The sequence below is a fragment of the Nonomuraea sp. NPDC059194 genome (assembly GCF_042754765.1).
Lineage (GTDB): Bacteria > Actinomycetota > Actinomycetes > Streptosporangiales > Streptosporangiaceae > Nonomuraea.
In genome coordinates this window covers 147,451-169,186 of record NZ_JBHZBH010000017.1, presented here as the reverse complement: position 1 = coordinate 169,186, position 21,736 = coordinate 147,451, and the positions used below count along the sequence as shown (strand labels likewise).

24 protein-coding genes, 1 tRNA gene and 1 pseudogene are annotated in these 21,736 nt (G+C 69.1%); 19 read left to right on the top strand and 7 right to left on the bottom strand.

Going from position 1 to position 21,736, the window contains the following annotated elements; genetic code table 11:
* The 3 genes and pseudogenes from ACFXJ8_RS21965 to ACFXJ8_RS21955 form a co-directional block, all read left to right on the top strand.
* A pseudogene (locus ACFXJ8_RS21965) lies at positions 1-383 on the top strand (hypothetical protein); the annotation flags it as partial.
* A gap of 86 nt (positions 384-469) precedes the next feature.
* Positions 470-955, top strand: a complete 486-nt coding sequence (locus tag ACFXJ8_RS21960) for a GntR family transcriptional regulator (protein ID WP_379645775.1) — start codon at positions 470-472, stop codon at positions 953-955.
* Positions 956-958: 3 nt separating this feature from the next.
* A complete protein-coding gene (locus ACFXJ8_RS21955) occupies positions 959-1,873 on the top strand; it encodes a phosphotransferase enzyme family protein (RefSeq protein WP_379645774.1) in 915 nt (304 codons plus the stop codon).
* A gap of 4 nt (positions 1,874-1,877) precedes the next feature.
* Here the strand turns inward: ACFXJ8_RS21955 and ACFXJ8_RS21950 are convergent, their stop codons facing one another.
* Positions 1,878-3,260: a hypothetical protein gene (locus tag ACFXJ8_RS21950; protein ID WP_379645773.1), complete on the bottom strand. Its 1,383-nt coding sequence runs from the start codon at positions 3,258-3,260 to the stop codon at positions 1,878-1,880.
* Positions 3,261-3,550: 290 nt separating this feature from the next.
* Here ACFXJ8_RS21950 and ACFXJ8_RS21945 point away from each other — a divergent pair, with 290 nt between their 5' ends.
* The 12 genes from ACFXJ8_RS21945 (at position 3,551) to ACFXJ8_RS21890 (ending at position 12,607) form a co-directional block, all read left to right on the top strand.
* On the top strand, positions 3,551-3,718 hold the full coding sequence (locus ACFXJ8_RS21945; protein WP_379645772.1) for a hypothetical protein: 168 nt from the start codon (positions 3,551-3,553) through the stop codon (positions 3,716-3,718).
* An 85-nt stretch (positions 3,719-3,803) separates the two neighbouring features.
* The gene (locus tag ACFXJ8_RS21940; RefSeq protein ID WP_379645771.1) at positions 3,804-4,022 is read left to right on the top strand and encodes a hypothetical protein; all 219 of its coding nucleotides are present in this window, start codon (positions 3,804-3,806) and stop codon (positions 4,020-4,022) included.
* Positions 4,019-4,318: a WhiB family transcriptional regulator gene (locus ACFXJ8_RS21935; protein ID WP_379645770.1), complete on the top strand. Its 300-nt coding sequence runs from the start codon at positions 4,019-4,021 to the stop codon at positions 4,316-4,318. The genes ACFXJ8_RS21940 and ACFXJ8_RS21935 overlap by 4 nt, the downstream gene beginning before the upstream one ends.
* On the top strand, positions 4,318-4,482 hold the full coding sequence (locus ACFXJ8_RS21930) for a hypothetical protein (RefSeq protein WP_379645769.1): 165 nt from the start codon (positions 4,318-4,320) through the stop codon (positions 4,480-4,482). Before ACFXJ8_RS21935 ends, ACFXJ8_RS21930 begins: the two co-directional genes overlap by 1 nt.
* Before the next feature lie 109 nt (positions 4,483-4,591).
* A complete protein-coding gene (locus ACFXJ8_RS21925; protein WP_379645768.1) occupies positions 4,592-4,813 on the top strand; it encodes a hypothetical protein in 222 nt (73 codons plus the stop codon).
* On the top strand, positions 4,810-5,913 hold the full coding sequence (locus ACFXJ8_RS21920) for a DUF2637 domain-containing protein (RefSeq protein WP_379645767.1): 1,104 nt from the start codon (positions 4,810-4,812) through the stop codon (positions 5,911-5,913). The genes ACFXJ8_RS21925 and ACFXJ8_RS21920 overlap by 4 nt, the downstream gene beginning before the upstream one ends.
* Positions 5,910-8,132, top strand: coding sequence for a cell division protein FtsK (locus tag ACFXJ8_RS21915; protein ID WP_379645766.1), 2,223 nt, complete (start codon positions 5,910-5,912; stop codon positions 8,130-8,132). Before ACFXJ8_RS21920 ends, ACFXJ8_RS21915 begins: the two co-directional genes overlap by 4 nt.
* Before the next feature lie 208 nt (positions 8,133-8,340).
* Entirely contained in the window at positions 8,341-8,550 is a 210-nt protein-coding gene (locus tag ACFXJ8_RS21910; protein ID WP_379645765.1) for a hypothetical protein, read from the top strand.
* A 144-nt stretch (positions 8,551-8,694) separates the two neighbouring features.
* Positions 8,695-9,609, top strand: coding sequence for a bifunctional DNA primase/polymerase (locus tag ACFXJ8_RS21905; RefSeq protein WP_379645764.1), 915 nt, complete (start codon positions 8,695-8,697; stop codon positions 9,607-9,609).
* Positions 9,606-10,913 carry a hypothetical protein gene (locus ACFXJ8_RS21900; RefSeq protein ID WP_379645763.1) on the top strand — a complete coding sequence of 436 codons (1,308 nt, stop codon included), beginning with the start codon at positions 9,606-9,608 and terminating at the stop codon, positions 10,911-10,913. The genes ACFXJ8_RS21905 and ACFXJ8_RS21900 overlap by 4 nt, the downstream gene beginning before the upstream one ends.
* Positions 10,914-11,027: 114 nt before the next feature.
* Positions 11,028-11,225: a helix-turn-helix transcriptional regulator gene (locus tag ACFXJ8_RS21895; protein WP_379645762.1), complete on the top strand. Its 198-nt coding sequence runs from the start codon at positions 11,028-11,030 to the stop codon at positions 11,223-11,225.
* Entirely contained in the window at positions 11,225-12,607 is a 1,383-nt protein-coding gene (locus ACFXJ8_RS21890; protein ID WP_379645761.1) for a tyrosine-type recombinase/integrase, read from the top strand. The genes ACFXJ8_RS21895 and ACFXJ8_RS21890 overlap by 1 nt, the downstream gene beginning before the upstream one ends.
* Before the next feature lie 140 nt (positions 12,608-12,747).
* On the opposite strand, the gene ACFXJ8_RS21885 is transcribed toward ACFXJ8_RS21890, so the two are convergent.
* A tRNA-Arg gene (locus ACFXJ8_RS21885) sits at positions 12,748-12,821 on the bottom strand.
* A gap of 61 nt (positions 12,822-12,882) precedes the next feature.
* Entirely contained in the window at positions 12,883-13,311 is a 429-nt protein-coding gene (locus tag ACFXJ8_RS21880) for a lamin tail domain-containing protein (RefSeq protein ID WP_379645760.1), read from the bottom strand.
* Positions 13,312-13,488: 177 nt separating this feature from the next.
* Here ACFXJ8_RS21880 and ACFXJ8_RS21875 point away from each other — a divergent pair, with 177 nt between their 5' ends.
* Both ACFXJ8_RS21875 and ACFXJ8_RS21870 read left to right on the top strand, forming a co-directional pair.
* Positions 13,489-14,271, top strand: a complete 783-nt coding sequence (locus ACFXJ8_RS21875) for a phosphotransferase enzyme family protein (RefSeq protein ID WP_379645759.1) — start codon at positions 13,489-13,491, stop codon at positions 14,269-14,271.
* Positions 14,255-15,280, top strand: coding sequence for a cobalamin biosynthesis protein (locus tag ACFXJ8_RS21870; RefSeq protein ID WP_379645758.1), 1,026 nt, complete (start codon positions 14,255-14,257; stop codon positions 15,278-15,280). The genes ACFXJ8_RS21875 and ACFXJ8_RS21870 overlap by 17 nt, the downstream gene beginning before the upstream one ends.
* On the opposite strand, the gene ACFXJ8_RS21865 is transcribed toward ACFXJ8_RS21870, so the two are convergent.
* The gene (locus ACFXJ8_RS21865) at positions 15,213-16,508 is read right to left on the bottom strand and encodes an MFS transporter (protein WP_379645757.1); all 1,296 of its coding nucleotides are present in this window, start codon (positions 16,506-16,508) and stop codon (positions 15,213-15,215) included. The genes ACFXJ8_RS21870 and ACFXJ8_RS21865 overlap by 68 nt on opposite strands.
* Before the next feature lie 97 nt (positions 16,509-16,605).
* On the opposite strand from ACFXJ8_RS21865, the gene ACFXJ8_RS21860 reads away from it, so the two are divergent.
* Positions 16,606-18,081, top strand: coding sequence for a cobyric acid synthase (locus ACFXJ8_RS21860; RefSeq protein WP_379645756.1), 1,476 nt, complete (start codon positions 16,606-16,608; stop codon positions 18,079-18,081).
* Positions 18,082-18,084: 3 nt separating this feature from the next.
* On the opposite strand, the gene ACFXJ8_RS21855 is transcribed toward ACFXJ8_RS21860, so the two are convergent.
* From ACFXJ8_RS21855 to ACFXJ8_RS21845, 3 genes are read right to left on the bottom strand one after another with little or no spacing between them, the layout of a single operon-like run.
* On the bottom strand, positions 18,085-18,588 hold the full coding sequence (locus tag ACFXJ8_RS21855; RefSeq protein ID WP_379645755.1) for a hypothetical protein: 504 nt from the start codon (positions 18,586-18,588) through the stop codon (positions 18,085-18,087).
* Positions 18,589-18,647: 59 nt separating this feature from the next.
* Positions 18,648-19,235: a hypothetical protein gene (locus tag ACFXJ8_RS21850; RefSeq protein WP_379645754.1), complete on the bottom strand. Its 588-nt coding sequence runs from the start codon at positions 19,233-19,235 to the stop codon at positions 18,648-18,650.
* Positions 19,226-19,975, bottom strand: coding sequence for a MerR family transcriptional regulator (locus tag ACFXJ8_RS21845; protein WP_379645753.1), 750 nt, complete (start codon positions 19,973-19,975; stop codon positions 19,226-19,228). Before ACFXJ8_RS21845 ends, ACFXJ8_RS21850 begins: the two co-directional genes overlap by 10 nt.
* A 147-nt stretch (positions 19,976-20,122) precedes the next feature.
* On the opposite strand from ACFXJ8_RS21845, the gene ACFXJ8_RS21840 reads away from it, so the two are divergent.
* On the top strand, positions 20,123-21,733 hold the full coding sequence (locus ACFXJ8_RS21840) for a TIGR04028 family ABC transporter substrate-binding protein (RefSeq protein ID WP_379645752.1): 1,611 nt from the start codon (positions 20,123-20,125) through the stop codon (positions 21,731-21,733).
* The last annotated feature ends 3 nt before the right edge of the window (positions 21,734-21,736 follow it).

The following is a 21,736-nucleotide window of genomic DNA, read 5'->3' as shown; positions in this document are numbered from 1 at the left end:
CCCGGTGCCTTGAGAGGGGCACGCCGGGTGCGGGAAGCGGTCCGAGGAGACGGGCCGGTCGAAAGACCGGAGCCGCGCCTCGGGCCGACTTCACCGAGGTGGACCCCTTGCCCTGCCCGCGTCTCGCCCCGCACCCGCCAGGCCGTACCGCTGCCTGCGACATCCATCTGAAGTGGGATGGGGAGGCGCCGCCGCGGATCAGGGTGGTCGAGTACACGTGTTCGTGCCGAGTGATCGTCTATGAGCTGCTGCGGTGCAGTGGGCTGTACATCATCCGCAGGACGCATCAGACGACGCCCGCCAAGGTGGCGTACGCGGGTCCGTGGCGGCACAGGGTGGCTGGCCAGATGTGGACGCTGATCCTCACCGGGGAGGCGTGCTGATGCTGTTAACTCGCGCGCTGCGCGCATTCGGGTGGAGGCGTGGTCGCTCTAGCCTTGAGTTCGATGTCGCTCGGCAAGGGAGCCCCATGACTCACGGCAAATCACAGCCCGCCTACGCCACGTTGGCGAGCGATCTCCGCCAGCGGATCGCATCCGGGGAGTATCCGCCAGGCGCGATGATCCCGTCCGAAGCGGCGCTGATGGAGGCGTACGGCGTCGCCCGCGGGACCGTACGGCAGGCCCTCGCGGAGTTGGAGAGCGAGGGCCTGGTGGTCAGCCACGCCGGACGTGGGCGCAGGGTGCAGGGCCAGCCGGCCCCTGAAGGCGTGAAGCCGACCACCCTGTACGAGGGCGTCGCCGACCAGCTCCGCGCCGCCATCGCGGGCGGCGAGTTTCCGAAGGACGCACGCCTGCCTGGGGAACCTGTCCTCGCCGAGAGGTTCGGTACGGCACGCATCACGGTACGCAAGGCCCTGGAACTGCTTCAGCAAGAGGGCCTGATCGTCGTCATCCCGAGCAAGGGCCGCTTCGTGGCCACCGGTCCACCTCCCGACACGAACAGCGAGGGCTGATTCATGACCGAGACTCACGCCGCACGGGGTTTCTCTCAGCAGGACGCCCACGAAGCGCTCATCGCGGCCTGCGAACACGCCGGGCTGGACAGCCGCGACGCCCGGCCCATGCGGCTGGGCGAGAACGCGCTGTACCGTCTCGCGTCGGCCCCGGTGGTCGTGAGGATCGCTCGAAGCGTGGATCTCCTTTCCGACGTGCGCAAGGAGATCGCGGTAGCCCGCTGGCTGGAGGCTGCCGACTTCCCGAGCGTGCGACTCCTGCCGGAATGTCCCCAAGCGATCGTCCATGAGGGACGCGTGGTGACGTTCTGGCTGCACGTGGACAGTGGCGACCCGCCGACCGGCTTCCTGGACCTGGCTGTGATGCTCAGAGAGCTGCACAGCTTGCCCAAGCCGGTGGAACTGGTCTTGCCGCTCTTCGACCCACTGGGCCGTGTCGAGAGCCGGTTGGACGGCGCGGCGAGCGTCTCGGAGAAGGATCTGGCCTTCCTTCGCCAGCGACTCAAGGACCTCTACGCGGAGTACAACGCGCTCAACTTCGCCCTGCCGCCTGGGCACATCCACGGCGACGCCCACAAGGGCAACCTCCTCCGCCGGGTGGACGGACGTGTGATCGTCCTGGACTTCGAGGTGTTCGCGTTCGGCCCCCGCGAGTGGGACCTCAGCACGGGCGTGGGGATTCCCTTCAAGGGCTTCCAATGGGTGGGAGACGACGAGTACGCCAAGGCCGTGGACGCCTACGGCTTCGACGTCACCGAATGGCCCGGCTTCCACACGCTGCGCCGTATCCGGGAAATGACCATGACCACGTGGCTCATGCAGAACGTGGACCACAGCCCGGACATCCGCGCCGAGTTCGACCGGCGCATGGCCTCACTCAGGCATGACCATCTACCGCGCGTCTGGCGAGCCTTCTGAGGGGCTACTTCGCTTCCCAGCGTGCTTGCGTGAGCCGGGTCTCGGCAAAGGTCTGGAAGTCACGGACCAGTGGATCGTTCCCGTACGGCGCGAGCTGGCTCATGAACTCGCGGACATAGCGGCGGGTGCGTGCCGAGCGCAGATCGGCCACCGTCGCCACGACCTCACGCGCGACCGCGATGCCCTGCTCAAGGTCCCCCTCCGCCACGTGACTCGTGGCAAGGATGGTGCGCACGAAGGACAGGCTGCGCACGTAAAGGCTTTCCGACAGCTCGACGCTCTCCAACACCCGCTCACGAGCCCGATGGTGGTGGCCGAGATCACGGAAGCAGTGGGCGAACTCAGCGGCCAGCTCCGCCTCGTCGAAGTACTTCAGCCAGACCGGATCGTCGGCAGGGGAGCGTCGCTCGAACCATCGCTCCGCTTCCCCGAGCGCCTGACTGCACCCCGTCTCGTCCCCTTGAGAAGCAAGCGCCCGCGCCTCCATCGCGTGGAACAACGCCCTCGCCGTGGGCGTGGTCGCACCGTCGGCGCCCATGTGCGCGGCGCGTGCGAGGTTGACGGCCGTGCCGTAGTGGCCGAGATAGTTGGCCTGATGGCTCATGCCCGCGAGGATGCGGCCCCCGAGCATCCGGTTGTCCGCCTCGCGTGCCAGCGTGAGCGCCTTGCTCATGTACCGCTGCGCCAGGCCGTGCCGTCCGGTGTCGTAGGCCATCCATGCGGCGAGCCGAAGCATGGCGGCGGTCTCGGACAGGAACTCCTTGCCGAGCGGGGTCTCCGGTGAGACCCGCTTGAGAAGCGGCTCGACCTCCATGGCGATGTACTGGACCACCGTGGAGCGGGCGTGTCCGCCGCCGAAGCGGTAGTCCAGCTTGGCGAACATCGCCGTCGTCTCCCGCACCGCCTCGACGCTGGACGCCGTGATGAGGCCGCCGTCCGCCGGTGGCCGTGGCGAAGGAACGGGATTGATCAGCCACGTGACCATGGAGTCGTTCCAGGCGTCCGAGGACACCTCGCTCTCGATCACTTGAGGATTGGCTGACAGATCGCCAGAGACCAGGACGGTCACGTCACCGGCGAGACAATCCGCCTGGGCCTGCTCCCGAGAAGATCCCGTAAGCGGTGTGGCTTCGGCGTACATCATGCCGATGTCCCGGACGCCCACTCGCTGTCCGAGCTTGCGGCTGAGGGCCTCGGCGATGAAGTGCGGGGTCACGCCGCGGGGGTGCATTCCATCCAGCCAGCGCCTCACCGACACGTGATCACAGCGAATGTCGGCCCCATACCGCGCGGCCACGTCCTGCACCCGCCGCGCGAGCCCCTTGTTGGAGATGTCGGCTCTCGACATCACCGCCGCGAGCTGGTGATTCGGCTCTCTGACCGTCATGACTCTCCCGCACGCGAGGGCCTTGCGACTCTAAGTGATCACATTGTCGCCGTCAGTGTGCACCCCCTCTGAGGCTCAGTGCACCCCCCTTTGCTGAATTGCACCGCCATTTGAACGCTGCCACACCTCCTGGCCTGCGCGGTTTTCTGGTGCCACGAACACGGCGGGCCGGAAGGAAGTCTTGACGGACCGCCAAGCCTGTTCTATACCTGTACAGGACAGGTCTTCGCGAGAGGGCCTGACAGTGGCAGGAGGACAGGCCCGACAACGACCAGAAGGGATCACCACCGATGCCTGTTCTCCGACCCCGCCGATTCCTGCCCACGGTGCTGATGATCCTCGCGGCCTTCTTCGTCATCACCCAACCGCAGAAGGCCGCCACAGCGGTCAATCACGCCGTGGAAGGCATCCAGACGATCGCTCAAGCCCTGACCACGTTCACGAACGGTCTCGGCTGAACCGCCATACAGAACAAGCCGGGGCGCGGCCATGTCGCCAAACCTGATCCGCGCCCCGGCACCCCATACGAGAGGTGTCCTCATCATGACCCACGGGTCCAAGCTGTCCAACTTCAACCAGTCCGGTCCAGGCGTCACCTGGACCTGCGTGAACCCGTTCGTGGACGTGCAGTGGGTCTGCGCCATCTGCGAAGGAATCGAGGAGTCCGCGCCGGACTGCGAGGCGCCGGTCCCGCCCATCTGCAGTTCCTGTCACCGGCTCGCTGTCGCCGAGGCTCTCGCCGCACTGGGGGTCCGGCGATGAGGAAGCTGGTTCAGGCCCTGATGGGCGACGAGGAACTGTCCGACCTCCGCGACGAGGTGATCAACGCGCACCCTGCGTGTGAGACCACCGACGCCGAACTCTTCACCGGCCCTGACCTGTTCGAGCCGGCGCCCGCGGAGGTACGGCAGGCGCGCGAGGCGCAGGCCAAGAAGGTGTGCGCGAGTTGCCCGGTCTGCGCCGCGTGCCTGGCCTACGCCCTGGCCGTCCGCCCCGACGTGGGCGTCTGGGCTGGGCTGACAACCGAGGAGATCCGCGCGCTGCAGGTGGCCGCCTGATGGCCCGATTCCAGTGCTCCGACTGCGGCAACCGGTCGCGCGACGCCTTCGGCTGTCGCTGCGGCGCGGCCCGCCAGGTCGAGATCTGCGCCTCGCACGGCACCCGCTGCCTGTCCGGATGCCGGGTCTGCCGCATCCTCGTCCGCTCGCAGTCCGGCTTCTGAAGGGAGGACCGATGAATCCCATCCCTATCGCGGTTCCCGGCGCACAGCCACCAAGCACGACGCCGGGGCCTGCGCCCCGACCTGTCAACACGTCTCAGAGGAGGAACGCGTGATCACCGCCCTGACCTACTTCTTGGCCTTCTGCGCAGGAGGCATCGCCAGCGAGCTGGTCCGCATGGCTCAGGACCGACTCAGCCTGCGCCAGGCCGTACGCCTGTTCGTCCGCGTAGGAGGATCGCCCGACCAGATGCTCCGCATCTGGTCCAACCATCCGGGCAACCGTTGCGACCGGCCCGGATGCCCGCGCTGCCGCAGGCGGTGGGGCCGATGACCGCCGAAACCTATGGCCCGCGCCCGCTGACCGAGGGCGAGCACACCGCGGTCTCGGTCACCACCGCCGCGGTGGCGGCCCTGGGCCTGCTGGGGTTCGTCATCAGCTTCGCCACCGTGGCCGAGGCTGCCGCTCCGTCCTTCGGCGCGATGGCCTGGATGGTGCCGCTCGGCGTCGACCTGGGCATCGCCGCCTTCTCTGCGCTGGACATCGTCCTGGCCAGGCTCGGCATGCGGCTGCGCCCCATCCGGTTGGTCCCGTGGTCGCTGACCGGTGCGACGGTCTACCTGAACGTGGCCAGCGAGGACACCCTGTTCGGGATGGTCGCTCACGCCACACTCCCGCTGCTGTGGGTGGTGGCCGTGGAGGTCGGTGCGTACGCGCTCCGCAAGCGCGCCGATCTGGCCAAGCCCGACCACATGGAAACCATCCGCCTGTCCCGATGGCTGCTGGCCTTCCCTTCCACCTTCTTTCTGTGGCGTCGCATGGTGCTGTGGGAGATCCGGTCCTACCCGAGTGCGCTCAGGCGCGAGCGTGACCGCATCCTGGCCCGCACCGACCTTCAGGATCGGTACGGCAGGCTGTGGCGGTTCAAGGCCACGCGCCGCGAGCGCGCCTTGTACCGGCTCGGCGAACTCGCACCCGAGGGCGCGGCGCGAGCGGTACAGATCCCGCCCACCACCAAACGGCCCGTGCTGCCGCCGGCCCCGGCGCGCACGACAAGACGGACCCGCCGTACGGTTCCCGCCGACGTGGACGATCTCATGCCGATCGGCTGGCAGATCGCCGCCGACCACGAAGCGCACGGCATCCCGCTCACCCGTGACCGGCTCCGCGACGCCGTCCGGCAGACCGGTCAGTCGATCTCCACCGACCGCGCGGGAACACTGCTGGCCCGCCTGCGGGCCGAAGCGCCGACCGCCGCAACTGAGGAGGGCGGACCGCACGGTCCGACCGCCGACCACGACCCGGACGAGACGCGGTCCGACCGCATGTCGTCCCCGACCAACACGCAGGGCGCGGCCCCCACTCCGCCAAGAACAGTGGCCGCGCCCCGCAACCCCGCGACCGTCAAGGAACACGAGGTGCACACATCATGACTCACAACCCGCACGAGCCCGACCGCCCGGTCCCCGGGCGCGAACTGAACGGCTTCACCTGGCCCGAAGCCACGGATGGCGGGGCCGAGATCCTGCCCCTCGACTCCCGCCGCCGCACCCACCAGGCCGAGGAGCCCGCGGAGGACACCGACCGCGACGAGGACGAGTTCTTCGACCGCGAGACGATCGCGGTCGAAGAAGGGACGGTCGGCGCTCCGGTGGACCCGCCGGATGAGGAGGCTGCGCCGTACGCCGCGCGGACCGCGCAGCGCCGCGCGCCGATCATCCCGGTCTGGCTGCACACCTGGCAGTCCATCAAGGCCATGCTCGTCTGGCAGGCGAAGGACGCCGGATACGTGATCGGCTACCACGCGGTGCGCTCTCCGAAATATCTGGCCAAGACGCTGTGGTACGCCCTGCCTGGCTGCTTCGCCACCATCGGCCGGACCTTGCACTGGGCGACGGCGGAGGAGGGCAACTGGGCGCTTCGCCAGTACGCCGCCGATCGCAACGACGCCGACATGTGGCTCAAGCTGGACAAGCAGCGGCAGCGCCAGTCCCGCTGGCGGTGGACGGTTCTTGCGGTCGGGAGCATCGCGGCCCTCGTCGCCCTGCTCGTCTTCCTGGTGGCCGAGGTGCCCGGCTGGGTTCGCCTCGCGGTGCTCGTGTCCGCCGTCCCGTTGCTGGCCCGCGCTGGTCGACCGGCCGACGCGCCGATCACCGACCGCGTGTCGGAGGGGCCGCGCTACCGCAAGCTCACCGCTGAGCTGGTACGGCGGGCCCTGCTGTCCTGCGGTATCGCGGGGATCAACCAGGCCGTGTCCAAGGACCAGCACGCGATCAGCTTCCCGCAGGACATCCACCGCGACGGCCCCGGCCACCTGGCCATCGTGGACCTGCCCTACGGTGTGGAGGCCGCCGACGTGGTCGCCCGCCGAGGACGCCTCGCCTCAGCCATGCGCCTGCCGCTCGATCAGGTCTGGCCCGAGCCGGGCACCGGCCACCCCGGACGCCTCGCCCTGTGGGTCGGCTATCAGCCCGCCTGCCAGATGAGCCAGCCAGCCTGGCCGCTGCTGAGGGACGGGAAGGTGGACGTGTTCAAGCCGTTCCCGTTCGCCACCACGCCCCGCATGGAGACCGTCAATGCCGACCTGATGTTCCGCAACTGGCTCGTGGGCGGACAGCCCGGCTCCGGCAAGACTTTCGCGCTCCGCCTCGCGGTCCTGGCCGCCGCGCTCGACCCACGCGCCGAACTCAGGGTCTACGAGCTCAAGGGCGTGGGCGACTTCAAGGTGCTGGAGCCGGTCTGCACCGAGTACGGCAACGGCTTCGACGACGAGACGATCGCCCGCTGCGCGGCCATGATCAAGTGGCTGTACAAGGAGTGCGAGCGCCGCTCCAAGCAGATCGACCACTACGCCGCGCTCGGCAAGGCCCCGGAGAACAAGGTCACGCCCGAACTGGCGTCACTCAAGGGATCAGGGCTGCACCCGCTGATCGTTGCCATCGACGAGATCCAAGAACTGTTCGAGCACTCCGCCTACGGCAAGGAAGCCGGGGAGATATGCGAGAAGGTCATCAAGCTGGGCCGCGCCCTGGGCGTGATTCTGCTGATCGGCACGCAGATCCCCGACAAGGACAGTCTGCCCACCGGCATCACCCGCAACGTCAACACCCGCTACTGCATGAGTGTGGCCGACCAGGTCGCCAACGACATGATCCTGGGCACCTCGATGTACAAGAACGGCTACCGCGCCACCGTGTTCGAGCCGAAGACCGGCGCCGGATGGGGCATCCTCGTCGGCATCGGCAAGCCCGCCGCCCGGCGCTCCTTCGAGGTGAACACCGACGACGCCAAGAAGGTCGTGGCCCGCGCGATGGAGCTACGCGGCCTGGCTGGCACGCTGCCCGAGGAGGGCAGCCAGACCCGCCAGGACGCGCCCATCTTCGATGTGCTGGCCGACCTGGCCGAGATCTGGCCCGCAGGGGAGAACGCCGCCTGGAACGAGGCCCTGTGCTCCCGGCTGGCCGAACTACGGCCTGACGTCTACACCGGGTGGCAGTCCGAACAGCTCACCAGCGCCCTCAAGCCGTACGGCTTGGCCGTGGGCGCCATCGGCCGCCGCATCGACGGCAAGGCCGTCACCAGGCGGGGGATTCGCCTCGACGATCTCACCGACGTCATCGCGGAACGTAACCGCCTGAGGCGCTCCGACTGAACGGCCGCGGGGCTGCTAGTGCTAGCGGCCGACCCTGCTAGCGCTAGCAGCCCCGCTAGCACCCGGAAATAGGCCCTGATCAGGGCGCTAGCGCGCTAGCGCCCTTCCTCGACCACACCCGGAAACGGCCCAGGAGGCAGTTGTGGACCCCGGCACTCTCGCTGCTAGCGCAGCGATCACCATTCTGATCGTCATCACGTTCTGTTACATGTCGGCCTGCTACGTGAGCCCGTTCGGGCGCTGCCGCAAGTGCAAGGGCAAGCGGCGCATCGCCCACCGGATCGGACGCGGCTCCCGTGACTGCCGCCGCTGCGACGGCACCGGCCTACGCCTGCGCATCGGCCGCCACCTGTTCAACCACCTCCGCCGTCTCCACCGCGACGGCACGCGCCCCAACAGCCCGTTCCACGACAAGTGATCACCTTGGAGGAACTGACCATGAGGCACGGCAGGTCGCGTGAGGACACGGAACGGCCCCGGCGCACAGCCACCAAGCACGACGCCGGGGCCTGCGCCCCAACCCATCACCACCCGTAAGGACGATGAAGGAGGCCTCTCCATCATGACACCCCGCGAAAGGCTCAGCTTCGCGCTGGCCGCCGCAGCTCGTGGCTGGCACGTCTTTCCGATCACACCAGGCGACAAGGTTCCGCTCAAAGGCTGGAAGTGGAAGGAGCACAACACCACGGACCCCGAGATCATCCACCAGCTCTGGAGCCGCGCGCCGTACAACATCGGCATCGCCACCGGTCCATCCCGCCTGGTTGTGGTCGATCTCGACACGCCCAAGAACGGCGATCAGGCCCCACCACCATGGGACCTGCCCGGGGTTCACGAGGGTGCCGATGTGCTGGCCGCTCTCTGCGAGCAATCCGGGGAAGATCTGCCCTTCGAGACGTTCCAGGTCCGCACCCGGCGCGGTGGGACGCATCTGTACTTCGCCGTGCCGGAGGGACTGACACTCGGCAACACATCAGGCGACAAGGGCAACGGTCTGGGATGGCTGATCGACACCCGTGCCTGCGGCGGGTACGTGGTCGGGCCCGGCAGCTTCGTGGACCTCCCGGACGGCACAGGCACGTACGACGTGATCCACGCACCCGACCCGGCGCCGCTCCCCAAGTGGCTGGCCGTACGGCTCGCGACACCCGTTCCGGCGAGCGCGCCGATCCGCGCGTCGGCCCACGAGGTGCTCACCTCGCTCGGAGAGCACTCGACCGGCTACGCGCTGGCCGCACTCCGCAACGAGATCCAACACGTTCTCGACGCCGCGGAAGGCACCCGCAACCACACGCTGAACGCAGCAGCGTTCGCCCTGGGGCAGCTCGTGGTGACCGGACTACTGCCGCGCGGGCTCACCGAGGACGCGCTCCACGCCGCAGCCAACGCCACCGGCCTGTCCCCCCGAGAGGCCGCCGCCACCATCCGCTCCGGGCTCAACTCCGGAGCACGTCAGCCACGCCGGGGGAGTGCATGACCAAGTCCATCGATGCCGACACCATTCTGGAGCGACTGTCCGCCGATGCCACCATTCACCGCCTGCACCGTGATCTGTCCGGAGAGCCGACCATCGGGCTGCCGGCGCCCGCACCAGCCGCCGACCCGGCCATATTCCACGGCCTGCCCGGCGAGATCGTGAAGGCCGCCGACCCGTCCACCGAGGCCGATCCCGTGGGCGTGCTGGTCTCCGCGCTGGCCGCCTGCGGGGCGGTCATCGGGTCCGGCCCGTTCGTGCAGATCGGCAACACCCGGCACCCGTTGCTGATCTGGCCGCTGCTGTTCGGTAGGACCGGCTCAGGCCGCAAGGGGCAGGCCACCGACACCGCTGAGATCTTTCTCCACAACGCCGGGATCGGATACGGCGAGATCTGCGTCACCGGCCTGTCCAGCGGCGAAGGGCTCATCGAACGCATCCGTGATCCCGACTCGCCGGAGGATGTCGGCGGGACCATGGACAAGCGGCTGTGCGTCACCGAGCCGGAGTTCTCCACCGTGATGGCACGTGCCAAGCGGGAGGGCTCCACGCTCGGCACGATTCTCCGCCAAGCATGGGATGGACGAACCCTCGCCGTGCTCACGCGTACCGCCTACCGCGCCTCACACCCGCACGTCGCGATCATCGGCCACATCACTCCCAAGGAGTTCCGGATGCGGCTCGCGGAGTCGGACATGGCCGGTGGCTCCTACAACCGCTTCCTGCCCGTCTACGTCGAACGCTCCAAGCGCCTGCCCATCCCGGAAGGCGTGGAGCCACAGGTCCTGGCCGACCTCAGCGGCAAGCTACACGACGCCGTGAAGGCCGCCCGGCAGGTCCAACGCATCACGCTCGACGACGCCGCCCGCGTCTTGTGGTCCACCGAGCTGTACGAGGAGTTCACCGCCGCCGACGACGAGGATCACGCCTGGACTGAGTTCACCCGCCGCTCCGCGCCGTACTGCCTGCGCATCGCCGCTCTGTACGCGGCCCTCGCAGGCCGACCCCTCGTCACGGCAGACCATCTGCGAGCCTCCGCCGCGCTGGTGCGCTACTCGATCGCCTCCGCCGTCTTCGTCCTCGACAAGCAGCTACGAGACCCGAAGATCGACCGCATCCGCCGTGCGCTGGACCAGGCCGCCGACGTGGGCCTTACCCGCTCGGAGATCTCGGCGCTGTTCTCCCGCAACGTGCCCAAACAGACGCTCGACGAACTGCTGGCGAGCCTCACCGCCAGCGGCCAATACGAGACGGTCACCACCCCCACCGGGGGCCGCCCATCCATCCGCTACCGCCGCACCACCTGACGAAGAAAGAAGAAAGAACCCGGCTTGTTTCTTCTTTCTTCGTCTTCCGGCCCACAGCCACCAAGCACGGGGCCGACCCAACCGATCGCCTGATCCGCAAGGAGACACCCACCCATGGCCACCGGCTCCACGCGGCGAGGAATGCTCACCCTCGCCGAACTCTGCACCGAGCTGCAGATCGCCCGCTCCACCTTCTACGACTGGCGCGCCAAGGGGCGCGCGCCGCGCTGCGTGAAGCTGCCCAACGGCGACCTCCGCATCCGCATCACCGACCTGGACCGCTGGCTCGCTGGACTGGAGGAGGCCGCCTGATGCAGGACATCACCTATGACGTGCGCGTCTACAAGACCGAGGTCTACAAGGGCCAGAAGGCCACCACCTACTACGTGCGCTGGAAGGTGGGCGGGAAGCCCCGCCGCAAGCCCTTCCGTAACGCTGCCCAGGCCGACACCTACCGAGGCGAACTCCAGTCCGCTGCCAAGAAGGGCGAGGCGTTCAGCCTCGACACGGGAGAACCCGTCTCGTGGAAGCGAACCGACCGCCCCGACCTGAGCTGGTACGACCTCGCCTGCAAGTTCGCCGACATGAAGTGGAAGGGAGCGTCGGCGAAGTACCGGCAGGACATCGCCCGCGCTCTCACCGCCGCCACGCCTGCGATGTTCGAGAGCGTGCGCGGCAAGCCCGACGATCTCGTTCTCCGTACGGCGATGCGGCGGTGGGGGTTCAACACCAAGCAGCGCGATGACGCACCCGATGAGATGGCCGACGCGCTGCGCTGGCTCGCGGCCAACACCAAGCCGGTGTCCGCTCTGGAGGATGACGCGGCGCTGGTGCGGATCTTGCTGGAGACCGCCACGTCGTTGCTGAACGGCAAGCGCGCCGCCACCAGCACCGTGCTGAGGAACAAGACGATCCTGCAGAACGCCATGGACTACGCCATCGAACTCAAGCTGGTGCCCGCCAACCCGATCAAGACGCTGAAGTGGAAGCCGCCGAAGACCACCTACGAACTCGACCGCCGAAGCGTCGTCAATCACACCCAGGCCCGCGCGCTGCTGGCCGCTGTGGCGGCGAGGAAGCCGAGCGGTCAACGTCTCGTGGCCTTCTTCGGGCTCATGTACTACGCCGCCCTGCGCCCGGAGGAAGCCGTCAACCTACGGGAGGCGGACATCATCCTGCCGCCCGAAACGGAGACAGAGGAGTGGGGGGAGTTGCACTTCGCGACCGCGGCCCCGTTCGCCGGACGCGAGTGGACCGATGACGGGACTCTCCGCGAGGAGCGTCCCCTGAAGCATCGAGCCGACGGTCACACCCGCACCGTGCCCATCCCGCCCGCCCTGGTCAGGATTCTGCGCGCTCACCTAGCCGCGCCATACGGCAAGGGCCCCGATGGACGGCTGTTCACCGGCGTCCGGGGAGGGGAACTGCCCAGCATCACCTATCGCCGGGTCTGGACGCAGGCGCGCAAGGACGCGCTGACCGAGAGTGAGGTCGCCTCGCCGCTGGCGAAGCGTGTCTATGACCTCCGCCACGCCTGCGTCTCGACCTGGCTCAACGCGGGCGTGCCCGCGACGCAGGCTGCCGAGTGGGCGGGACACAGCGTAGAGGTGCTGCTGAGGATCTACGCCAAGTGCGTCGTCGGCCAGGACGAGGCCGCCAAGCGCCGGATCGCCGAGGCGCTCAAGGAGGAATGATCATGAGGTGAGGTTGCGCACGCATTTGGCACGATCACCCGTAGCGGCCCGGCGAGAGCCGTACACCACCGGACTCTACGATCAAGCCCCTGGCTCGCGTTGACGCAGGTCAGGGGCTCTTTTTCGCTGCTGTGGAGAAGCGCGCCCTGCAGGATTCGAACCTGCGACCGTCGGATTAGAAGTCCGGTGCTCTATCCAGCTGAGCTAAGGGCGCTCCCGCATAATTGTGCATGATCCTGGGAGTGCGCACGTACTCGTTTTCCGTGTCCCGCCCCCTACAGGCAGTTCCGGTAGTCGGCCCGGCTGCTGTTGTACGAGCAGGAGTCGATCAGCCTGCCGTCCGAGTCGCGCAGGTAGGCGATGTCCTTGTCGTTGTTCCAGACGTAGGCGCGCCGTCCCCAGTATGCCGTCGACGGCGTGTCGCTGCCCTGGCCGGTGCGGAGGGTGAGCTGCTTGCCCGGGCCGAGTACGGCGTCGGGGCCGAACGTGTACGTGTAGCCGGTCATGTCCTTGATGGCCCAGTGTTCGAGGTCGATCGGCTTGCGGGTCGTGTTGCGGATCGTGACGTACTCGCCGTTCAAGGAGGTGTTGCTACGGCGGTCGACGCCGGGCGAATCGTAGTAGACCTTGGTGAGCTGCACCGGGGGCGCCGCTGACGAGGGGGCGGCGGTCAGGGCGGCGAGCAGGGTCAGGGGGAGCAGCATGGTGGCGGTGTCCTTGGGGTGGGTGGGTTTGCAGAGGTTTGACGGCCGCCGCCGTGGGAGGGTTCACCCGATGTGGTTGTTGACTCACGTTGTGAATGCTTTGTCGAGGGTTGCGACACGGTGAATGTCCGAAAACCCCAGGCGGGGGCCGTACATATAGGGCTAAGGTGTCGTGGCATGGTCGCGACGGTCCTGCACGAGATTCCGCTGCAGGGCGGGGACGTGACGGACGGAGTGGTGCGAATCGGCGACACGGTGCGCAGGCCCACCTGCCGGTCCAGCCCCGCCGTGCACGCCCTGCTCCGCCATCTGGAGGCGGTGGGCTTCGAGGGCGCGCCCCGTCTGGTGGGCGTCGACGCCGCCGGTCGCGAGATCATCACCTTCGTTCCCGGTACGGCGGGCCTGACCGTCGACAGCGTCACCGACGGGGCGCTGCGGGAGCTGGCCCGGTTGCTGCGCGGCTTCCATGACGCGACGGCGGGGTTCCCACTGGCCGGGCATCGCTGGGAGGGCGGGTCGAACGACGACGCGGTTCCCGAGGTGATCGGTCACTGCGACCTGACCCCCGACAACACGATCTTCGAGGGGCGCACGCCCGTCGCGCTCATCGACTTCGATCTCGCGCGGCCGACGACGCGGCTGTTCGACGTGGTGACGACGTTGCGGCACTGGGCCCCGATCGCCGACCCGGTCGACCGGCATCCGTTGCTGCGCCACGCGGACGTGGGCGCGCGGATGCGGCTCTTCTGCGACGCGTACGGCCTGCCGCCCCGCGAGCGCCGTCGGCTGATCCCGCTGGCGAGGCTGCGGTTCGGACGGTCGTACGAGGTGATGAGGGCACGCGCGGCCGAGGGCGGCGGCTGGGCGAAGATGTGGGAGGACGGCGCGGGCGAGCGCATCCGGCGGGCCGCGGCATGGCTCGGCACCCACGAAGATGAGGTTCATGCACATCTCGTCTAGGTCTGCGGGGATCGCGCTCGGGGTTCTCGTCGACGCCGCCGTGGGTGATCCGCGGCGTGGTCATCCAGTCGCGCTGTTCGGGCGGGCCGCCGCGGCGCTGGAGAAGCGGCTGTACGGCGATGCCAGGCCCAACGGGGTGGCGCATACCGCGATCTGCGTGGGCGCTTCCGCCGGACTCGGCCTGCTGGCCCGATGGGCGAGCGCCACGCTCGCCCAAACCGGCGTGCTCTCTCGAACAAGGGCAACCGGCGCGCTCTCCCGGAAGCGGACCAGGCTCGGGTGGGCGCTGGAGACCGGGCTGACGGCGGCGGCGACCTGGGCGGTCCTCGGCGGCACCACGCTCGCCCGCGAGGGCGCCCACATGGCCAAGGCACTGGAGGCCGACGACCTGGCCGCCGCCAGGGCGCGGCTGCCGCACCTGTGCGGCCGGGACCCCCGCGCCCTCGAAGCCCCCGATCTGGCCAGGGCCACCGTCGAGTCCCTGGCCGAGAACACCTCGGACGCCGTCGTCGCCCCTCTGTTCTGGGGCGCGGTGGCGGGCGTGCCTGGCCTGCTCGCCTACCGCGCCGTCAACACGCTGGATGCCATGGTCGGCCACCGTTCCCCGAGGTACGAGAACTTCGGCTGGGCCGCCGCCAAGCTCGACGACATGGCCAACTATGTGCCAGCCAGGATCACCGGGCTGCTTGCCGTACTCGCCGCTCCTGACCGGCGGCGCGCCCTGCGGGTGCTGAGGAGGGACGGCCACCGGCATCCCAGCCCCAACGCGGGCAGGTGCGAGGCCGCCTTCGCCGGCGCGCTGGACGTGACGCTGGGGGGCGTGAACGTGTACGGCTCGCGCGTCGAGCAGCGGCCGGAGATGGGCGACGGGCCCAACCCCGAGGTCGCCGACATCCGCCGCGCGGTGAGGCTCACCAGGACCGTGAGCCTCACCGCCGCCGCTATCGCCGTGCTTGTTCCAGCACTCTGGCCGCGTCGCGCTCGTAGTGGCCGCGCGCCAGGAGCGTGATCACACCACCGATGATCATGGGTGGGATGAGGGCGTACATGCCGGTGGTGAGCGAGCCGGCGCTGTCGGAGACGCGGCCGACGATCAGCGAGCCGAACGCGCCGCCAAAGGTCGTCGTCAACTGAAGGACGGCGAAGCCGAGCCCTCTGGCGTGGGCGCCGACGACGTCGGCCAGGGAGGCGGTCATGTTCGGGATCGCGATCGCCATGAGCGTGCTGGCCAGCAGCGTCAGCACGCTCAGCCACAGCAGGGAGTCCATGGTCAGCGCGACGGCCAGGACCACGGTGCCCGCGGTAATGCCGCCGCCGCCGGCCAGCAGGCGGCCGCCCTTCACGGTGCCGTGCCACCTGGAGCCGAGCCGCGAGCCGATCAGCGTGCCGAGCACGGGGCCCGCGATCGTGATGAGGCCGCTGACCGAGCCCGCGACGCCGGTGCCAACGCCGAAGCTGCGGACCATGAGCGACGGCATCCAGTAGAAGATGCCGGCCAGGCCGAGCGTGAGCAGGGCGAGCCCGAGGCAGACGATCACGAGGGTGGGGATGCGCAGCACCTCGACGAATCGCCCGGCCCGCTTCGAGGTGACGGCGGGAGCCTCTGCGGGGCCGCCCGCGACGACCCGGTCCAGGTGCCCGCGGGCCGGTTCGCGCAGCCGCCAGCACAGGTAGGCCGTGATCAGGCCGGGCACAACCATGACGAGGAAGGCGGTCCGCCAGCCGTACGCCTGGGCGAGCACGCCGCCGATCAGCGTGCCGGCGCCGCCGAGGTAGGTGGTGACCCTGGTCAGGCCGTACGCCTTGGCTCTGGTGACGGGCGGATAGTAGTCGGCGGTCAGGGATCCGGCCGCGGGGTTGTCGATACTCTCGGCGGCGGCCAGGAAGGCGCGCATCACGTAGAACATGGCGAAGCCGGTCGCCAGGCCCGAGCCGAGGGTGGCCACCGCCCAGAGCAGCACGACGACCGTGAGGATCTTCGTCCTGTTGACGCGGTCGGCGAGGTAGCCGGCGGGGATGGCGACGACGGCGGCGGCCAGCGCGGCGGCGGTGGGGATGGAGCCGGCCGCGGTGTCGTTGAAGCCCCATTCGGCCTGGACGAGGGGCAGGACGCCGGACAGGAGGTTGTACTCGATGCGGTCGACCAGTCCGACGACGAACAGGACGACCAGGGGGGTCCAGCCGTACGGCGCCCGGGTTTCGGCGGTGATCCCTGTGGGAGGAAGGGTGCCGACCATGCTCACGCCCTTTCCAGAATTCAATTCTAAAAGATTGTTCTACAGAGTGGCAGAAGTCACAGCGTGTGCCAAGAGCGGGGTTCGCTACGGTTGCCGGGTGAAGGGTGCGTTGCTGGTCGCGGGGACCACGTCGGATGCGGGCAAGAGCGTGGTGACGGCGGGGATCTGCCGCTGGCTGGCCAGGCAGGGGGTGCGCGTCGCGCCGTACAAGGCGCAGAACATGTCGCTCAACTCCTTCGTCACCGCCGACGGCGCGGAGATCGGCCGGGCGCAGGCCATGCAGGCGCAGGCGGCGGGCCTGGAGCCGGTCGCCGACATGAACCCGATCCTGCTGAAGCCGGGCAGCGACCGCCGCAGCCAGGTCGTGCTCATGGGCAGGCCGCTGACCGACGTCGACGCGATGGAGTACGGCGCGCTCAAGGACTTCCTGAGGGAACGCGCGCTGGAGTCGTTCGACCGGCTGCGCGAGTCCTACGACGTGGTGATCTGCGAGGGCGCGGGCAGCCCGGCCGAGATCAACCTCAGGCGCGGCGACATCGCCAACATGGGCCTGGCCAGGGCGGCGAACCTGCCCGTCGTCGTGGTGGGCGACATCGACAGGGGCGGTGTGTTCGCCGCCTTCTACGGCACGGTGGCGCTGCTGTCGTCCGAGGACCAGGCCCTCATCGCGGGGTTCGTGGTCAACAAGTTCAGGGGCGCGGTCGAGTTGCTCCAGCCGGGCCTCGACACGCTGCGCGGGCTGACCGGCCGCGGAGTGTACGGCGTGCTTCCCTGGCTCGACGGGCTGTGGCTCGACGTGGAGGACTCCCTGGCGCTCGACAGCCGTCCGACGGTCACCGGGCTGCCGCACGGCAGGCAGACGCTCCGCGTGGCCGTCGTGAAGCTGCCGCGCATCTCGAACTTCACCGACCTCGACGCGCTGGCCAGCGAGCCGGGAGTGCTGGTCAGGTTCGTCACCACGCCCGCCGAGCTCGACGACGCCGACCTGGTGGTCCTGCCCGGCTCGAAGGCGACGGTCTCAGACCTGGCCTGGCTGCGTTCGACGGGGCTGGCCGACGCGCTGACGGCCAGGCGGCTGCCGATCCTGGGCATCTGCGGCGGCTACCAGATGCTCGCCCGCGAGATCGTGGACGAGGTGGAGTCCGGGGCGGGGCGGGTGGACGGGCTCGGGCTGCTGCCGGTGCGGGTGCGCTTCGCCGAGGACAAGCGCCTGGCCAGGCCCACAGGGCAGGCGTACGGCCATGCGGTGTCGGCCTACGAGATCCACCACGGCGTCGCCACGGTCGAGGGCGGCGAGCCGTTCCTCGACGGGTGCAGGGTGGGGGCGGTGTGGGGGACGACCTGGCACGGCGCGCTGGAGAACGACGACTTCAGGCGCGCTTTCCTGGCGGAGGTGGCGGCGCGGGCGGGTCGTGACTTCGCGCCCGCGCCCGGCGTGTCGTTCGCGCGGCTGAGGGAGGAGCGGCTCGACGCCCTGGGCGACCTGGTCGAGCGGCATCTCGACACGGACGCGCTGCTGCGGCTGATCGAGAAGGGCGCGCCCTCGGTGCCGTTCCTTCCGCCCGGCGCCTGACCCTCACTTGCCGGAGATGAGGGTCTTGAGCGCGACGATGGCCAGGCCGAGCACGAGGTTGGCCAGCCCGGAGAGGAGGACCACCCCTCGGCCGGCGTGGATGCGGACGGCGGCGGCGACAGCCCAGGCGACCTGGCTCGCCACCGCGACGCCCAGCGCCGACCAGGCCGCGACGACGTCGGACATGCCCAGGGCTGAGGCGAAGGCGGCGGCGATGGCCGGAGGGAACGAGGCCTGCGCCAGCGGCCATTCCTGCCTGGCGACCGCGCGCAGGTTCGCCCACGTCAGGGGTTTGGCGGGGTAGCCGCGGCCGACGACCTGGGCGTAGACGTGGGTGATCCAGAACACCACCCCCGTGCAGACCAGCAGGACCATGAGCTCGCCCGCCGAGGGCGGCCCGCCCTCCGCGGTGGACCCGACGACCACGGAGGCCGCCAGCAGCGAGCCGTACACGGCGCCGGCCAACTCCGTGTGCTCCGGTGCCGCACTCGTAACGTGCGCGTTCATGACAGCAGTCTGCTCCACGCGCGTCCGATCACCGGGTCAGGCTTGCCGTCAACCCGGTGTCATGCGCTCTGGAGCCGGAGCGCGCCCGGTGTGTCGGTGAAGAAACGGACGCTGGTGACCGTTTCGCTGCGGCCGAGCGGGCGCGTCACCGTGATCGGCTCGGCGAGCTCGACGACGACGTTGGTCTGGGACCCCACGGCGACGCTGAGCCGCCCGTCGGCGACCCGGATCATGCCGGTCTCGTTGTAGTTGCGCGACACCCGCACCGAGGAGATCAGCTCGCGCGGGATGCGGAGGTCGAAGTAGGCGCCGAAGCGCACCCGCAGCTCGTCGTCGGTCACGACGTGCGGCCTGGTGACGCACGCCGCGGCGAAGGCGAGCGCGAACACGATGCCGTAGAGGTCGAGCAGCAGCACCGCGACGCGCACGGGGGCGGGCACGTCGACGGCGACCAGCATCAGGTCGATGCCGACCGTCTCCACGACCATCGCGAACAGCATGATCATCAGGGTCGTCGACTGCTCCTTCGAGTACGGCACGGCCGTCGCTCCTGGCGGCACGCCGTCGCGCCGCCTGGCCACCCACAGGCACAGGCTCGCCATGCCCTTCGCCTCGAACTCCAGCAGCCTGCGCACCATCATTGGCATCCCTTCACTATGACCATGAGCAACCTGAACACCTCGGCCTGCGCGGGAGCCATCTCGTCGTTCAGCGTGTCGAGCCAGGCGGTGCCCTCGGGTCCGGCGTTCTCGATCATCGGCTTGACCAGCTCGACGGGCAGGTGGGCGGCCAGGTCGTGGGCCAGATCGGCGATCCGCTCGTCGTCGAGGTCCGCCTCGGCCAGCTCGTCGAGCCGCCGGTAGAGCTCGTGCCCTTCGGCGAGTGCGGCGGGCTCGGTGAGCGGGCGGATCAGGTCGAGGACGCGCTCGCGGTCGTGGGGGTTCGCCACGTTGCTCATCAGCGTGAGCAACTCCCGGTCGAGTCTGGCGAACGTGGACCCGTCGAGGGACAGGTCGCGCAGCACCGCCGCCATGTCGGGCGCGACGACGGAGTCGGGGTGCAGGTCGGCCTCGGCGAGCAGGGCGGCCAGCGTGGCGCGCCGTACCTTGATCGCCTCCTGCTGCCTGGCGAGGTCGGCGTCCAGCTCCTGGAGCACCTCGCGCAGGTCCTTGCCCCGGTCGTCGGCGAGCACGTCGCGCAGTTCGTCCAGCGACATGCCGAGCCCGGCCAGCTGCCTGACACGGGACAGCAGGACGGCGTCTTTCAGCCGGTACTCCCGGTAGCCGTTGGCGAGCCGTCCGGGCTCGGGCAGCAGCCCGAGGTGGTGGTAGTGGCGCACGGTCCTGGTCGACACCCCGACCAGGGAGGCGAGCTCTCCGATCCGCATGCCGTCAGTACACACGTTGACGTCGCGTCATGGTCAAGTTGTCCGACGTGCGCAAGCCGTATCAGCATATGGACATGAGCATTACCGACAATTTCGGTAGGTTATGTTGGGTTTTACCCAACCCCGTATTTGAAGGGCGATCTCCCCATGGCTACACGCGTCACAGCGACAGTGCTCCTCGCCGTCACGGGCCTCCTCGCCGGCTGTGGCGCGACCACCGAGCCCACGGTGAAGGCCGCCACCTCGGGCGAGCCCGTCTTCGGCGGCACGCTGACCTACCTCGAACACCAGCCGCCGACCTGCCTCTACCTGCCCGCCGCCGGGTTCTATCCCAACGGCGGGCTGCTCAACCAGCTCACCGACAAGCTGACCTGGCAGAACCCGAAGACGCTCGAGATCGAGCCTTGGATCGCCACCAAGTGGGAGATCAACAAGGACGCCACCGAGTACACCTTCCACCTGCGTGACGGCGTGACGTTCAGCGACGGCAGCCCGCTCGACGCCGGCGCCGTGGCCGCCAACTTCGACGTGTACGGCAAGGGCAGCACCGAGCTCAAGCTGCCGCCCGCCGAGTTCGTCAACAACTACGAGCGCAGCGAGGTCGTCGACGCCAGGACGGTGAAGTTCCACTTCGACAAGCCCTCGCCCGGCTTCCTGCAGGGCACCTCGGTGATCGGCGCAGGGCTGGTGTCGAAGAAGACGATCGGCCTGCCGTACGAGCAGCAGTGCCGGTTGAAGAACGTCGTCGGCTCGGGGCCGTTCACCGTCGCCAACCAGATCGTCGACAAGCAGATCGACCTCAGTGCCCGCAAGGACTACAACTGGGCGCCTCCGTCATCCAAGCACCAGGGCCGCGCCTACCTCGACGAGATCAAGATCATCGTCACGCCCGAGGACAACGTCCGCGTGGGCGCGCTCACCAGCGGGCAGGCCGACTTCGTCCGCTACGTGCAGGCCTACGACGAGCAGACGGTCAAAGCCGCGGGCTTCACCCTCTACGCCGAGCCGACCAGGGGCGTCAACAACGGCCTCTACCTGCGGCCGGGCAACAGCATCCTGAGCGACGTCAAGGTCCGCAGGGCGTTGCAGAAGGGCACGAACGTCAAGGAGGTCGTGGACACGCTGTTCACGCCGAGCTACCCCGCGGCGACCTCGGTGCTCAGCCACCTCGCCCAGGGGTACGTCGACCTGTGGAAGGAGCTCGCCTTCGACCCCGAGGCCGCCAACGCGCTGCTCGACCAGGCCGCGTGGAAGCGCGGCGCCGACGGCGTCCGCGAGAAGGACGGCGTCAGGCTCCAGCTCGGCGTCTTCGTCTCGCTGCCGCAGCCGCTGTCGAAGCAGACGCTCGAACTCGTCGCCCAGCAGTGGGCCAAGCTCGGCGTGAAGCTGGAGGTGCGGCCCGGCGACGCGGGCACTGCCGCCGTCGACATCAAGAACGCCGAGAAGACGGCCGTCAGCCACAGCATGGTCGGCCGCGCCGACCAGGACGTCATCAAAAGCCAGTTCCACAGCGAGAACCGCGACGTCATCCTGTCGCAGGACGGCAAGCTCGACCGGCTGCTTGAGGAGGAGTCCGCGCTGGCCGTCCCGGCCGAGCGCAACGCGAAGGTCGGCGAGATCCAGCGCTACCTCGTCGAGCAGGCCTACGCGATCCCGCTGTTCGAGGAGCCCCAGGTGTACGGCGGCGCGCCCAACGTTCACGGCGTGGCGTTCGAGGCCGTCGGCAGGCCGAGCTTCTACTCGGTGTGGAAGTCGTGAGAC